At 59.1% G+C, this 13,597-nt stretch carries 16 protein-coding genes; 10 read left to right on the forward strand and 6 right to left on the reverse strand.

Features of this window, described 5'->3' with window-relative positions:
* The 6 genes from pxpB to ABY948_RS02350 all read right to left on the reverse strand — a co-directional run.
* Positions 1 to 551: 5-oxoprolinase subunit PxpB (gene pxpB / locus ABY948_RS02325; protein WP_461480934.1), on the reverse strand; the 551-nt coding region annotated here is incomplete at its 3' end.
* A gap of 2 nt (positions 552 to 553) precedes the next feature.
* Entirely contained in the window at positions 554 to 1,273 is a 720-nt protein-coding gene (locus tag ABY948_RS02330; protein ID WP_461480897.1) for a 5-oxoprolinase subunit PxpA, read from the reverse strand.
* A gap of 25 nt (positions 1,274 to 1,298) precedes the next feature.
* Positions 1,299 to 2,084: a putative hydro-lyase gene (locus ABY948_RS02335; protein WP_461480898.1), complete on the reverse strand. Its 786-nt coding sequence runs from the start codon at positions 2,082 to 2,084 to the stop codon at positions 1,299 to 1,301.
* Positions 2,085 to 2,290: 206 nt separating this feature from the next.
* The gene (locus ABY948_RS02340) at positions 2,291 to 2,812 is read right to left on the reverse strand and encodes an aminoacyl-tRNA deacylase (RefSeq protein WP_461480899.1); all 522 of its coding nucleotides are present in this window, start codon (positions 2,810 to 2,812) and stop codon (positions 2,291 to 2,293) included.
* Positions 2,813 to 3,063: 251 nt separating this feature from the next.
* Complete coding sequence (locus ABY948_RS02345; RefSeq protein WP_461480900.1) at positions 3,064 to 4,395, reverse strand: ArsB/NhaD family transporter; 1,332 nt, start codon at positions 4,393 to 4,395, stop codon at positions 3,064 to 3,066.
* Positions 4,396 to 4,626: 231 nt separating this feature from the next.
* Complete coding sequence (locus ABY948_RS02350; protein WP_461480901.1) at positions 4,627 to 4,905, reverse strand: hypothetical protein; 279 nt, start codon at positions 4,903 to 4,905, stop codon at positions 4,627 to 4,629.
* Between the two features lie 212 nt (positions 4,906 to 5,117).
* On the opposite strand from ABY948_RS02350, the gene ABY948_RS02355 reads away from it, so the two are divergent.
* From ABY948_RS02355 to ABY948_RS02400, 10 genes are all read left to right on the forward strand, one after another.
* Positions 5,118 to 5,864 carry a thermostable hemolysin gene (locus tag ABY948_RS02355; RefSeq protein WP_461480902.1) on the forward strand — a complete coding sequence of 249 codons (747 nt, stop codon included), beginning with the start codon at positions 5,118 to 5,120 and terminating at the stop codon, positions 5,862 to 5,864.
* Positions 5,839 to 7,332: an AMP-binding protein gene (locus tag ABY948_RS02360; RefSeq protein WP_461480903.1), complete on the forward strand. Its 1,494-nt coding sequence runs from the start codon at positions 5,839 to 5,841 to the stop codon at positions 7,330 to 7,332. Before ABY948_RS02355 ends, ABY948_RS02360 begins: the two co-directional genes overlap by 26 nt.
* Positions 7,329 to 8,105, forward strand: a complete 777-nt coding sequence (locus ABY948_RS02365) for a class I SAM-dependent methyltransferase (protein WP_461480904.1) — start codon at positions 7,329 to 7,331, stop codon at positions 8,103 to 8,105. Before ABY948_RS02360 ends, ABY948_RS02365 begins: the two co-directional genes overlap by 4 nt.
* Complete coding sequence (locus tag ABY948_RS02370) at positions 8,080 to 8,811, forward strand: lipopolysaccharide kinase InaA family protein (protein ID WP_461480905.1); 732 nt, start codon at positions 8,080 to 8,082, stop codon at positions 8,809 to 8,811. The genes ABY948_RS02365 and ABY948_RS02370 overlap by 26 nt, the downstream gene beginning before the upstream one ends.
* Positions 8,790 to 9,461, forward strand: coding sequence for a TenA family transcriptional regulator (locus tag ABY948_RS02375; protein WP_461480906.1), 672 nt, complete (start codon positions 8,790 to 8,792; stop codon positions 9,459 to 9,461). Before ABY948_RS02370 ends, ABY948_RS02375 begins: the two co-directional genes overlap by 22 nt.
* A 13-nt stretch (positions 9,462 to 9,474) precedes the next feature.
* Positions 9,475 to 10,275: an SDR family oxidoreductase gene (locus ABY948_RS02380; protein WP_461480907.1), complete on the forward strand. Its 801-nt coding sequence runs from the start codon at positions 9,475 to 9,477 to the stop codon at positions 10,273 to 10,275.
* Between the two features lie 25 nt (positions 10,276 to 10,300).
* Complete coding sequence (locus ABY948_RS02385) at positions 10,301 to 10,957, forward strand: tetratricopeptide repeat protein (RefSeq protein WP_461480908.1); 657 nt, start codon at positions 10,301 to 10,303, stop codon at positions 10,955 to 10,957.
* A 311-nt stretch (positions 10,958 to 11,268) separates the two neighbouring features.
* Positions 11,269 to 11,928 (forward strand): response regulator, encoded by a 660-nt coding sequence (locus ABY948_RS02390; RefSeq protein WP_461480909.1) that lies wholly within the window; start codon positions 11,269 to 11,271, stop codon positions 11,926 to 11,928.
* Positions 11,925 to 13,247 carry an ATP-binding protein gene (locus ABY948_RS02395; protein ID WP_461480910.1) on the forward strand — a complete coding sequence of 441 codons (1,323 nt, stop codon included), beginning with the start codon at positions 11,925 to 11,927 and terminating at the stop codon, positions 13,245 to 13,247. The genes ABY948_RS02390 and ABY948_RS02395 overlap by 4 nt, the downstream gene beginning before the upstream one ends.
* Entirely contained in the window at positions 13,231 to 13,587 is a 357-nt protein-coding gene (locus tag ABY948_RS02400) for a cupredoxin domain-containing protein (RefSeq protein ID WP_461480911.1), read from the forward strand. Before ABY948_RS02395 ends, ABY948_RS02400 begins: the two co-directional genes overlap by 17 nt.
* The last annotated feature ends 10 nt before the right edge of the window (positions 13,588 to 13,597 follow it).

The following is a 13,597-nucleotide window of genomic DNA, read 5'->3' on the forward strand; positions in this document are numbered from 1 at the left end:
CGCCCGATCAGGTTCCAGCCCCCGGGAGACGGGGCGGGATAAACCGCCGTCTGGCGCGCGGCGATGCCGACACTGCCCCGGGCCACCTGGGCTCTCGGCGTCGCCAGGCGCGGGGCGGCAATGCGCTCGTCCACCTCGCCGAGGTAGGCAAACCCCGGCGCAAAACCGATTGCATACACCCGGTATTCCTGTGCCTGGTGCAACGCCACCACCTCATCGACACTGAGGTTGGCCCGGCGGGCGATGGCCTCCAGGTCGGGGCCTGATTCCAGGCTGTAGTAAACCGGCAATTCCACCCGTTTTCCGGAGAGCTCAGCGCTGTCGGGCATATCCTCGAGCACGGCGGTAATCTGTCGGGATAATGACGCCATATCGATGCGGTAGAGATCGAAAAGTACCAGTAGCGAGGCATAGGAGGGAATTAGGTCAATCAACAGATCGCCGAGCGCCTGCTCCAGCAACGCCACCGCCCGGTGCACCCGGTCGGCCACCTGGGGGCTGAGTTGCTCTGCAAAATAGATCATCAGTGCGTTCTCGCCCGCCGGCACCATTTTCACTGCTCGACCAGCTCCCTGATCCGGCGAATGAGGGCGACGCTGTCCGGGTTATCTCCGTGCACGCAGAGGGTATCCGGTGCCAGTATCAGTTTCCGGCCGCCCAGTGTGGTGACGCTGCCCTCCCGCTTTAACTGCGCCACCTGCGCCAGGGTTTGCTCCGGGCCGTGCACCGCCCCCATCACCGAGCGCGGCAACAGCAGGCCATTGTCACCGTAGCCCCGGTCGGCAAACGCCTCGAACCAGAGATCAATGCCCGCCTGGGCCGCTTCGCGGCGGTGTAACGCCGCCTCGGGTGTGGCCAGCAACATCAACCGCAGGGGGCGATAAAAACTGGCCACGGCATCCATCACCGCACGCCGCACTTTCTCATCGGCCATCATGTCGTTGTACAGGGCGCCGTGGGGCTTCACATAGTCGATGGACATGCCCCGGGAGCGGGCCATGCCATCGAGGGCGGCAATCTGGTAGTGCAACAGCGCCGCTATTTCTGTAGCGGTATGCGGCATGGAGCGGCGACCAAAGCCCTCCCGATCCTGATAACTGGGGTGGGCACCCACCGTTACCCCGTGTTGTGCTGCCAGTGCCAGGGTCTGCTGCATCGCCAGCTGGTCACCGGCGTGGAAACCACAGGCGATATTGGCCAGGTGGATGTGAGGCATCACCGCCTCGTCCACCCCAACACCTTCACCGAGATCGGCGTTTAACCACAACGGCATATCAGATCACTCTCCATCCTCGGTTTCAGAGTACCGCCAACTTGCTGTTGGGCAAATCGGTCACCAGCATACAGCCCGGACTGTGGGTAATACAAAATGGCGGGCGCGCCTGTTCCAGTGCCACCTGGGGTGTCACACCACAGGCCCAGAACAGGGGCAGCTCTCCCGGCCGGATGCTGACGGCATCGCCAAAATCCGGGTGATCGATATCATCGATGCCAATCAGCGCGGGGTCCCCCATGTGCACAGGGGCGCCGTGCACGGAGGGGAAGCGGGTGCAAATCTGTATCGCGCGAATGGCATCCGCGGCAACCATCGGCCGCATACTGACCACCATGTTGCCGCTGAAGCGCCCGGCGGAGCGGCACGGGATATGGGTGCGATACATGGGCACATTGACCCCTTCGCTGAGGTTGCGCACTTCCAGGCCGTCGGCGAGCAGCGCCTCCTCAAAGGAAAAGGAACAACCGAGTACAAAGGTCACCAGATCATCCCGCCAGTGGTTGACGATATCCCGCACCTCGCTGATCAGTTCTCCATGATGGAAGATGCGGTAGCGGGGAATATCCGTACGGATATCCAGATCCGCCCCCAGTTCCGGCAGGCTGTAATCGCCCGCCCGGGACATCCCGATCAGCGGGCAAGGTCGCGGATTAAACTGGCAGAATTGCAGGAATTCCCCCGCCCAGTCGGCGGGCAAAATTACCACGTTGCCCTGCACGTAGCCGGGACACTGTCCCGAGGTGTTGCCGTCGTACTCACCGTAGCGAATACGATCGCGCAATTGCCGGGGGGTAAATACCACTGACATTGAGCACTCCTGACAGAATCAGTTTCCATCGCCATTCAACCATTGATGCCCGGTTGATGGCCATACCCGAATGGGGGATCCCGGGCACAATGACAGGCGCCCACCGACCAGGGTGGCGCGTTGATCTCAAACCATGGGGAAGACAAAGAACGGGGGAATGGGAATGGGGACCACCCCCCCGTGTTGGCAGGCGAGCAGGTTCGATATTACCCGTCTTCGGGCGGTGCCCAAAGACAGGGTTTATCGCCCTGCCCGTCGCGCAGGCAACTGATCGGCGCCGGCCAGGCATTGGCCATGAGCCTCGTAAAATCCTTGTGGCTGATGTGCAACAGGTGGTTGTGATCACCACCTTCAATGTAGACATCCAGCCCGTTATCCAGCAACGTATTGTCGACCATCACATCCATATGAAAGGCCTCACCGAGACCGGGAATCGCCCCCTCGTCACAATCGGGGAACATATGGCGCAACTCCGCCTCCTCGGCGATCTCGTAGCCGTGCTGGCGGCCGTATTCCAACCATTCCAAAACCAGCTTATGGGAAGCCGGAATAACACACATGGCATAGCGGTCATCCTGTTTTACGATCACCGCCTTGGCCAGCTTCTCCGCCGGCACATGCGCCTCCCGGGCGGTGGCCAGCGAACTGCACGTCTGCGCATGCTTCAGTATTTCGTAATTAATATGGTTCTGGCTGAGATAGTCAGCCAGTACGGAAGAGACACCCATGACATAGCACCTCTCACTCTCTCAGATTACTTCAGTATTCAGTATAGTTCCTCAGCCAGCGCCTCCCCGTGGCTATCAATACTGATTCGATCTATCAGCTATCTCCGTAAATATCTGTTATTGCTAGCAGTAATTTTTCTTCCGCCATAAAAAAGGCCGCTGGATAGCTGCACATTGCACAGCTATCCAGCGGCCAAATTTAACGTTATCGCTGTCGCGGGAAGGGTCCGGAGACCCCTCCCCGCTCGCCATCAGTGGCCCAGACCATCCACATAGAGGTAGTCGTAGCCGAGCCAGATAAAGACGGTGCAGAGCATCAGGGTCAGCAGCATGGCCGGTGTGCCCTTGCGGAACCACAGGCTCGGCGTAATCGCCAGTGCCGGGTTGCCGGTCTGCTTGGCCAGCCGCTCGGAAATCGTCACGATATAGACATTGGCGGTGGAACCGATGTGGGAACCATTGCCGCCCATGCCCACGCCCATGGCCAGTGCCCACCACATCACACTGACATTGACACCCTGGTGTTGCAGGCCGGCCAGCACCGGAATCATGGCGGCAGTGAAGGGAATGTTGTCGATCAGTGCGGACAGGATCGCCGCCACCCACAGCAGCAACAATGCCGCACCCAGGGGGTGTTCAATGATGATCGGTTTGAACTGCTCACCAATCAGCTCCAGCAAGCCGCTTTTTTCCACGCCGCCGATCAGGATAAACAGCGCGATAAAGAACATCAGCAGCGGGGTCTCTAGGTGTCCGGTAACCTTGTCCAGGTCCACCTTGCGGGACAGAAAAACCAGAATGGTCAGGGCAATCGCCGCCACCATCCAGGGCTCCCAACCCAGTTTTGTGTGGAAAACGAACAGGACCACCATCATCGCCATGACCACCAGGGATTTTTGCCACAGGCGCTTGTTTTTGTAGCGCGCTACCGACTCAAACTTGCCACAGGGAATCGCAAGCTCCTTGGGAAACAGGAACTTCATGGCTATCAAAATCGCAACCCAGGCCAGCGCCACCGGCGGCCCCATATGGATAATGAAGGTATTGAAGTCGATGCCCGCTGCGGAGCCGATCATCAGGTTCGGCGGGTCACCCACCAGCGTCGCCACACCACCGGTATCGGACAGCAGCGCCGCCGCCAGCAGGTAGGGAATGGGTGACACCCCCATGGACTGACAAATCAGAATAATCAACGGGCCAAAGATGATGACCGTGGTCACGTTATCCAGCAGCAGTGAAATCACGGTCACCGCCGTGCCCAGGAAAATCATCAAGCGCAACTGGGAGCCGCCACTCTGTTTGGCCAGGTACTCGGCCATATGCTCAAAGCCGCCGGTACTGATCATGATGGACACCACGATCATCATGATGGCAAGCAGGAACACCACGTTCCAGTCGATGGCATGTAAAGCCAGTTCAGGGGAGTAAAAACCAAAGATCTGGCCGGCAATGATGATCGCACCGGCACCGGCCATGGCGAACTTGGCGCGGTTATAGCCGTGCACGTGTTCGGTGAAAATGCCGAGAAATGTGAGCACCAGTATCGACCCTGCCACAATCATAGGGTCTGTCAGTTCATACATTCGAAAACTCCATATACAAGAGGTTGGATGGGGGGTAGTAATCGTTAACAGCTTCGTCAAAACGACACCGCGAATAGCGGCGTAATACCTGCCAGCACCTATTTGTTGCGCACAGAAAACAACTACTGGGGGCACCGCCAACCGGAATGGCAATCAATTATTCAAGCGCAAGCTGGAAATAGGCCGGGGGCGAAGCCTACAGATGTCGGGCAGGCCGATACTTGACGGGAATCAATGGGGCGGTGCGCGAATGCCATTCAGTTGATAAATGGCGCTTTGTGGTGGGGAACCATGCGCCTCCGCAACCAGTTCAGGAAACGGAGCAACTGAAAGTGACAGCTCTTCCGCCAAAGACAGCAGCGGTTCGTCGTGGTCGTCAAAACTGAATTTGACCAGCACAGAATGGTGTTCGGAGGACGGCTGATCATCCGGGAAAATACCGGGTAACGACTTGGCACTGACCAGTGAGCTGAGCGTGATCAGCAAGGCGAACAGCAGGGAATAAAGCAACGAGGGTATCCCGTGTAAAACGTCCATCGGACCCAGGCGGACGGCGGATTTGGCGCCGCCTGGCCGCGGGCGCGGATTGTAGCAAAAACTTTTCGCCGCAACCCCTGCCGCAACGCCAGCAGTGAAATTATTTCCACCCTTTTTTAACGTTAAGGGTTCCTTAAGTATTGCCAGCTACCCTGCTAGGCAATACACCAGTAAAGGGTAAGGAAATGAGTCACAGCACAACCATGGGTGCCGAACTCACCAGGATCACTGACAACTCGTTCCGCAGCCTGCGACAACTGCTGTACCCGGCTCCCCAGCTGACATTGCACGGACGGTATTCCCGCGACAGGGCTGTTGTCGAAAACTATGTCGCCCGCCAGTTTGAAGCCACCTATAACGCCAGGGTCTCGGCCTTCATGCCGCTGTTCCTGGGACTGAGCTGCAACAGGCAGCTCAGCGCCGTCACCGGCATCAACCCGGCGACAGAACAGCCGCTCTTTCTCGAGCAGTATCTGGACCATGCCATCGAGGCTGAGATCAGGCGCGCCTTCCATACCGACGTGAGCCGTCTCGGCATTGCCGAAATCGGCAACCTCGCAGCCACCCAGCGCGGCTCAAGCCAATTGCTCTTCATCCTGTTGGCCGCCACCCTGCACCGCGCAGGATTTCGCTGGCTGACCTTCACCGCCACACCCCAGGTGCGGAAGACCATCTGCAGACTGGGTTTTGAACTGCGGGTGATCACCGAAGCCAGCGCGGACCGGTTGAGCGACGACGACGCCGACCGCTGGGGCAGCTATTACCAGAGCCAGCCACTGGTGGTGGTTGGCGACCTGAATCACGGCATGGACGTCATCGCTTCCAAGCGCATGCTGAGCGGTACCCTGGCACTGTACTGCAATCGTATCGACACATTGGCTGCCCAAATCCAGCACGGAGTACAAGATGCCGAACATTATTTCGCAGCTTGAATACCTCTGCGAACCGGGCCAGGTAGTCGCCCGAAACGGCAGCACCGAGATGACCGGCGCTCAGCTGGTTGCCGCCTGTCGGCAACTGGTGGAGATATTTTCCAGCCTGGGTATCCGCAACCTGGCTCTGCATGCCGACAACGGCCTGGATTGGGTGATTGTCGACCTGGCCTGCCAGCAGGCAGACATCTGCCTGCTACCACTGCCGACATTTTTTTCCATAGCCCAGTTGAAACACGCACTACGGGAAACGCCGGTTGACGCCATCATCAGTGACAATCCGGCGGTGGCCAACATTCTCGACCATATCCTCAGCACCGAGATGCTGTCCGGCAGCGGCCAGCTACAGCTCATCCGCGTCGACCAGATTCATCCGCCAGCCCTGCTGCCCCACTGCACCGGCAAGATTACCTACACCTCCGGTTCCACCGGCACCCCCAAGGGAGTCTGCCTCAGCAACTATCAACTGCTGGAGCAGGCGGCAGTGCTGGCCAATGCGGTCGGGTTAATGCGGCCGCGCCACCTGTGCCTGTTGCCGCTCAGCACCCTGCTGGAAAATGTGGCCGGCATCTATGCGCCATTGCTGGCCGGGGGTGAAATCATTGTACCGCCGCTGCGGGAACTGGGTTTCTGCGGCAGCTCCTCTGTCAATGCCGCCACCATGACCGCCACCATCAGTCGCTATCAACCTAACAGCCTGATCCTCACACCGCAGCTGTTGTTGCTGCTGGTGACCGCCGCCGGCGCCGGATGGACTGTTCCCGAGTCGCTGCAGTTTGTTGCTGTCGGCGGCGGCCGCGTCGCCGAAGCGCTGTTGCACCGCGCCCGGCAATTGGGCATACCGGCCTACGAGGGCTATGGGCTGTCCGAGTGTGCCTCGGTGGTCAGCCTCAACACCCCCGGCAACCATCAACCGGGCAGCTGTGGCAGACCTTTGCCCCACCTCGGTATCCGCATTATCGACGCCGAAGTGGTGGTGACCGGCAACCCCATGCTCGGCTACGTCAACGACCCGGCAAGCTGGGGCAACCAGGCCATTTATACCGGCGATCTGGGCTACCTGGACGAGCGGGGTTTCCTGCATATCAACGGTCGCCGCAAGAACCTGATCATTTCAAGCTATGGCCGCAATATAAATCCCGAGTGGATCGAATCCGAGTTTCTCGACAACCCCATGTTCTGTGAATTCGTGGTGTTCGGCGAAGCGAGACCCCATTGCGTGGCCCTGCTGACAGCCCGTCAAAGCAATATCAGTACGGCACAGATTCAACAGGCCATTGACGAGATCAACCAGCGACTGCCGGATTATGCCCGTATCGGCAATTGGCTTCGCTTTCCCGCGCCGCTCACCACCAACCCGTCACTGATTACCGATAACGGCAGACCCAGACGTGCTGCCATTGCCGATTATTACGCCGCCCTGATCGCGGGGCTCTACGATGCTGAATTGAAGGAGCAGAGTGCATGACAAATCTCAGGATGCCGACACTGGACTTGCACGAGGCTACCCAGGGAAGCGCCACCGCTCCCGCAAACCCGCCCGTGGCACTCTCCTTTTCAGAGAAGTACGACCGCGACCACGCCGAGCAATACTATCTCAAGCATCACGAGACCCTGGCCAGGAGGCTTTCAAACTGGCGCGAAGTCGAGTTGGCGCGCCACTCCCTGACGGATGCCGGCAATCCCGAAACGGTGCTGGATCTGCCCTGCGGCGCGGGAAGATTCTGGCCCCTGTTGGCTGAAAACAGCCGTCGGCGGATTTATGCCGCCGACAACTCCGCCGACATGCTGCAAGTGGCCATGACCAGCCAACCGGAATACATCACCGATCGGGTGGTGCCCTTCAAAACCTCTGCTTTTGCCATCGACATGGGCGACGCCTCCGTCGACAGCATCTTCTGCATGCGCCTGATGCACCACATCGCCGACCACCGTCACCGCCTGGCCATGTTGCAAGAGTTTCATCGCGTGACCCGGGGCACGGTTATCCTCTCCCTCTGGGTGGATGGCAACGTCAAGGCCTGGCGCCGCAAACGCCTGGAAGAAAAAAGGGCCGCCCGCAAAGGTCGCGATGCCAACCAGAATCGCTTTGTGGTCAGCCGCCAGCAAATTGAATCCGAGTTCCGGGAAGCCAATTTCAGTATTATCAATCACCGGGACTTCATGCCGGGTTATGCTATGTGGCGAATGTACACATTGCGTAAGGAACATAATAATGAACAGCCTTTCAACGCCCCGTGATACAGCCAGGGCCCCGCTCTCATTTGACGACTGGTGGCAATTGCAGGGTGATTGGGTGGAAGAACCCAACCGGCGCCGCGGCGGTGAAAGTGGCGTCAAGCGCTGCCAGCTAAAGGGGCAAACCTATTACGTCAAAAGACAGGTCGGCCACCTTTTCCGCAACCTGAGACACCCGCTGGGTTGCCCCACCATTGTGCGCGAGGCCCATCGCCTGGAAATCTGCCGACAGTTAGGGGTGGCCGCACCGGAAATCGTTTTCTGCCAGGTGCGCCGCGGCGGGGACAAGCCGCGATCCCTGCTGGTGACCCGCGAATTGCCCGGCTATCGGTCTGTGGAAGAATGGTATGCCAGCGAGCCAGATGGCCCCGCCAGGCAACAATTGTTAAACCATATCTACGCCCGGCTGGGGGAAACCCTGGCCCGGCTGCACAACGGTCGCTGGCAGCACGGCTGCCTCTACGACAAGCACGTATTTTTCAAACCCGTTGCGGGAAATAGCAACGATGTGGAGGTCGCGCTGATCGACCTGGAAAAATGTCGCCGCAAGCTGACGGTTGCCCGGGCATCGAAACGCGATGTGTTGCAATTGCGCCGCCATATGCCCGACCTGACCGGCGCCAACTGGCGAACATTTGTCGATCACTACAGCCCCCATGTAAACCTGACAGCAACCAGAGCGAGACCATGGCTTTCTTTGACCAATTGACCGAAGCAACCACCGCCGAGCGCCAACAACTGCTGAGCGCACCGATCATTCAACAGGCGCTGGCGGGCGACATTACCCTCGACGATTACGTCGCTTTCCTGGAACAGGCCTACCACCACGTCAAGCACACCACGCCGCTGCTGATGGCGGTGGGATCGAGGCTGCCGGAAGACAAGGAGTGGCTCCGCGATGCCGTGGCGGAATACATCGAAGAGGAAGTGGGTCACCAGGAATGGATACTCAACGACATTGCCGCCTGCGGCTATGACAAGGAAATCGTGCGCCACAGCACCCCGCACCCGGAAACGGAATTGATGGTTGCCTACGCCTACGACACCGTCAACCGTATCAATCCGATCGGCTTTTTCGGCATGGTGCAGGTGCTGGAAGGCACCAGTGTCAGCATCGCCGAAAACGCCGCCGACAAGATCCGCGCAACCCTCAAGCTGCCGCAACAGGCCTTCTCCTACATGTATTCCCACGGCTCACTGGACCAGCAACACATTAAATTCTTCGAGAATCTGATGAATCGGATCGAATCGCCGGCGGAGCAGGCCCAGATCATTCACTCGGCAAAAATGTTCTACCGCCTCTACGGGGATATTTTCCGCTCCCTGCACAGCGACCACGGCATCCCCCAGGCGGCCTGATGGAGCTGTTTAGATGAACCTGAAAAACAGCACCATTGTTTTGACCGGCGCCTCCGGAGGCATCGGCGCCGCCGTGGCCACCGCCCTGGCGCACCAGGGCGCCAGGCTGTTGCTGGTGGGCCGCCAAGCCGAAGGCCTGCAAGCTCTCGCGCGTCGACTGCCCGGCGAGCATCATCCGGTGGTGGCCGATATCGCCAGCGACAGCGGTCGACAACTGATCGAGCAGCACGCGGTGCAGTTCGGTCCCATCGACCTGCTGGTGAATCTGGCGGGCATCCTGGATTTCCAGCTGTTCGAACAGCAACCGGAAACCGTCATCGAACAGACGGTCATCACCAACCTGCTGTCCCCGATGCTGCTCACCCGGCGCCTGATTCCGCTGTTGAAAGGTCGGCCGGAGTCGGCCATCGTCAATGTCGGCTCCACCTTCGGCAGCATTGGCCACCCCGGCTTTGCCAGCTACTGCGCCAGTAAATTCGGGCTGCGGGGCTTTTCCGAAGCCCTGCGCCGGGAGCTGGCGGACACCTCCGTGAAAGTGTTTTACCTGGCGCCCAGAGCCACGGCCACCAACCTGAATTCCGATGCCGTCACCGCCCTCAACCTGGCGCTCGGCAACAAAACCGATTCGCCACAGCAGGTGGCGGAGGCGCTGGTCCAGCTGGTGACGTCCAATCGCCACCAGCATTACATGGGCTGGCCGGAGAAACTGTTTGTGCGCATCAACGCCCTGTTTCCCGGCATCGTCCACAGCGCCCTGGTGAAAAAAATTCCCGTTATCAAACAATACGCCGAGCACCAGCTCGAGTCGAAATAACCCCTTTTAAATGGAGAGCATTGTGATGAATCGACGGTTATCCGCCGTACTGACGGCCGCAGCCACCCTGTTTGCCCTGCCCGCCAACAACCTCTGGGCAGGCGTCAACGAAGACATCAGTTCCCTGCAACATCGCTGGGCAGAGGTTAATTACCAGCTGCAGGGCAAGGCCCAGGTGGCCGCCTTTGAATCCCTGACCGCGGATGCAGACCGGGTCGTCTCCACCTATCCTGGCGATGCGGCACCGCTGATCTGGCGCGGCATCATCAAATCCACCCATGCCGGTGCCAAGGGCGGTCTCGGCGCCCTGGGGCTGGCCAAGTCCTCCAAGGCGGATCTGGAGGCGGCCATGGAAATCGACCCGCAGGCACTGGATGGCTCCGCCTACACCAGCCTCGGCACCCTGTATTTTAATGTCCCCGGCTGGCCGATCGGCTTTGGCGACGACAAGAAAGCCGAAGAACTGCTGCGCAAGGCGCTGACCATCAATCCCAACGGTATTGATAGCAACTACTTTTTCGGTGACTATCTGCTCAAGCAGAAACGTTACGCCGAGGCAAAAAACTATCTCCTCAAGGCCCGCAATGCGCCGCCCCGGCCCAGCCGTCCGCTGGCGGATAGCGGACGGCAACAGGAGATCAGTGACGCCCTGGCAACTGCCGAGAAAAAGCTCAAGGACTAGGGCCTGTTCACACCCATTGAATTATCACTGCTGGAGGTCATTTTTTCGTCCGGCTAGGCAGAAGGAGTGAAAATAGTGGTTCTATTTGATCGACTGATAACAACGCTGGGCGGGAAAATGGCCCCAGCCCTTCGGGTTGCGGCTAAAAAGCCACCACTTGGCGTTGCTCGCACCCAAAGCACTCGCTCCGCTCGCGGGGCAGGCTCTCACTCATTTGGAATGACCAAACTATATTCCTCGCGCCTAAATTGGTGGCTTTTTAGTCACAACAGGGACAACTCAATGGATGTGAACAGGCCCTACTGCAGCTGATGCAAATATTGTTGGTTGAAGACGATGGTCCGTTAGCCCGCGGCCTCCAGACCGCCCTGGCCAAGCAGGGCTATTCCGTTAATCACGTGGAGACCGGTGACGCCTGTCTGCACGTGGTGGCCGTCGAACCGCCGGATATCATTATTCTCGACCTGGGGCTACCGGACATGGATGGCCTTAAGGTGTTGCAGAAAATACGCGAGAAACTGGCCACCCTGCCGGTGCTGCTGCTGACCGCCCGGGACTCGGTGGACGACAAGGTGGCCGGACTCGACTCCGGCGCCGACGACTACCTGGCCAAGCCCTTTGAAATGACCGAGCTGCTGGCTCGACTGCGGGTGCTGGAACGGCGCCTGGGCACGGTGAAATCCAACTACATCACCCTCGGCGACGTATCCCTGGACACCGCCAGCCAGTCGGTGTTCTACCGGGAGGAACGACAGGAGTTATCCCGCAAGGAATACATGCTGCTGAAAAGCCTGATGGAAAATGCCGGCAAGATCCTGACCCGGAGCACACTGGAAGCCCGCCTCTACAGCTGGGATGAAGAGGTGTGCAGCAATGCCCTGGAAGTCCACATCCACCACCTCAGGAAAAAACTTGGCGCCGACTTCATCAAGACCGTGCGCGGGGTTGGCTACAAGGTCAACCGCCTGTGAGGTCTATCCGCCTCTTCCTGATTGCCGCCATCCTGGCGGTACTGACCCTGTTCAACTTTGTGGCGGCGCTACAGGGCTACCGTTCCAGCCTGAATGAGGCGGAACAGCTATTCGACCGGCAGCTCTATCAAACCGTCGAGCTGATCGCCAACCTGCATACCGGCCTCCTCCAGTCCAGGCTGGCCCACCAGAGCAACCTGGCCTACCAGGTCTGGCACGACAATAAACTGGTGGCGCTCTCTTCCACCTCTCTGACGAAACCCATAAGCGATTTCTCACCGGGTTTTGGGCACGCCAATTTCGATGGCTACCGCTGGCGCACCCTGGTGTACTACGACACTTCCGACGACAACTGGGTGATCGCCGCGGAGCGCACCGATTTGCGCTATGCGCTGGCGGAAAATGTCATCGCCCAGGCGGTGCTGCCTATTCTGCTCGGCATCCCCCTGGCGGGACTGTTGATCTGGCTGATCGTCAGTCGCGGTTTGAAACCCCTGCGGGATCTCTCTGAACAGTTAAAAAACAAACAGGCCAACGACCTGGCAGCCATTGAAATACCCGACCTGAAAAGCGAGTTGGAGCAGGTTAACCATTCCATCAACGCGCTGATGCATCGCCTGGGCTCAGCGCTCGACCGGGAAAAGCGTTTCACCGCCGACGCCGCCCACGAGTTGCGCACGCCGATCAGCGCCCTCAAGGTCCAGTTGCACAACCTGCGGGACGAGGTTCCCCCCGGCAATGAGGCCTTTGCCCAGCTGGAGGCCGGGGTGGAGCGCATGCAGCACCTGGTGGAACAGCTGCTGTCGCTGTATCGCTCGACGCCGGAGGAGTTCTCGCGCAATTTCACCCGTCTCAATCTGTACCAGCTGGCCCAGGAGGTGATCGCCGGCCAGCACGAGGACTTTGAGAAAAAACAGCAACTGCTGGAGCTGGTGGGGGAGGACTGCTTCGTGGAAGGCGACCCCTTTGCCCTCACCACCCTGCTGCAGAACCTGCTCAGCAACGCCAACAAGTACACGCCAGAAGCGGGCTCCGTGCGGGTTACCGCGGAACCTGTCGGCAACCATGTGTGCCTGAAGGTAGAGGATTCCGGAGCCGGCATATCCCCGACGGACTACAGCCGAGTGTTTGAACGCTTTCAGCGCCTGAACAACAAACGTGAAGTCGCCTCCACCCAGGGTTGCGGACTGGGATTGACCATTGTCCGGCACATTGCCGACCTGCACCACGCCCGCGCCAGTATCGCCCCGTCCAGCTTTGACAGTGGTGCGGCCTTTATCATTTTCTTTAACAAGGCCAGGGATGATCAACATCATTAAACCACTGCGCAAAACACTGCACTGCCTGCTGGTGGGGCTGTCTGTACTCTGGGCAACCATCAGTACAGCGGGCACACCGGTCATCGAGATCAGGATCAAGGACCATTTGTTCTTTCCCGACACCGTGCCCGTCCCGGTTGACACCAAGGTCAAGCTGCTGGTGATTAACGAGGACAGTACCCCGGAAGAATTCGAGAGCTACGAACTCAACCGGGAAAAGGTGATCCCCGGCCATCACAAGGCGATCATTTTCATCGGTCCACTGCCGGCGGGGGAATACCCCTTCTTCGGCGAGTTCTATCCTAAAACGGCCCAGGGAAAAGTGGTGGTGACACCGTGAACAGGGAGGT

Origin of the sequence: Porticoccus sp. (assembly GCF_041592135.1) — a bacterium.
Classification (GTDB): domain Bacteria; phylum Pseudomonadota; class Gammaproteobacteria; order Pseudomonadales; family Porticoccaceae; genus Porticoccus.

Coding starts and splice junctions, on each gene's coding strand:
- ABY948_RS02330 (WP_461480897.1), bottom strand. CDS start 1,273: ATGCCGTTGTGGTTAAACGCCGATCTCGGTGAAGGTGTTGGGGTGGAC.
- ABY948_RS02335 (WP_461480898.1), bottom strand. CDS start 2,084: ATGTCAGTGGTATTTACCCCCCGGCAATTGCGCGATCGTATTCGCTAC.
- ABY948_RS02340 (WP_461480899.1), bottom strand. CDS start 2,812: ATGGGTGTCTCTTCCGTACTGGCTGACTATCTCAGCCAGAACCATATT.
- ABY948_RS02345 (WP_461480900.1), bottom strand. CDS start 4,395: ATGTATGAACTGACAGACCCTATGATTGTGGCAGGGTCGATACTGGTG.
- ABY948_RS02355 (WP_461480902.1), top strand. CDS start 5,118: ATGAGTCACAGCACAACCATGGGTGCCGAACTCACCAGGATCACTGAC.
- ABY948_RS02360 (WP_461480903.1), top strand. CDS start 5,839: ATGCCGAACATTATTTCGCAGCTTGAATACCTCTGCGAACCGGGCCAG.
- ABY948_RS02365 (WP_461480904.1), top strand. CDS start 7,329: ATGACAAATCTCAGGATGCCGACACTGGACTTGCACGAGGCTACCCAG.
- ABY948_RS02370 (WP_461480905.1), top strand. CDS start 8,080: ATGAACAGCCTTTCAACGCCCCGTGATACAGCCAGGGCCCCGCTCTCA.
- ABY948_RS02375 (WP_461480906.1), top strand. CDS start 8,790: ATGGCTTTCTTTGACCAATTGACCGAAGCAACCACCGCCGAGCGCCAA.
- ABY948_RS02380 (WP_461480907.1), top strand. CDS start 9,475: ATGAACCTGAAAAACAGCACCATTGTTTTGACCGGCGCCTCCGGAGGC.
- ABY948_RS02385 (WP_461480908.1), top strand. CDS start 10,301: ATGAATCGACGGTTATCCGCCGTACTGACGGCCGCAGCCACCCTGTTT.
- ABY948_RS02390 (WP_461480909.1), top strand. CDS start 11,269: ATGCAAATATTGTTGGTTGAAGACGATGGTCCGTTAGCCCGCGGCCTC.
- ABY948_RS02400 (WP_461480911.1), top strand. CDS start 13,231: ATGATCAACATCATTAAACCACTGCGCAAAACACTGCACTGCCTGCTG.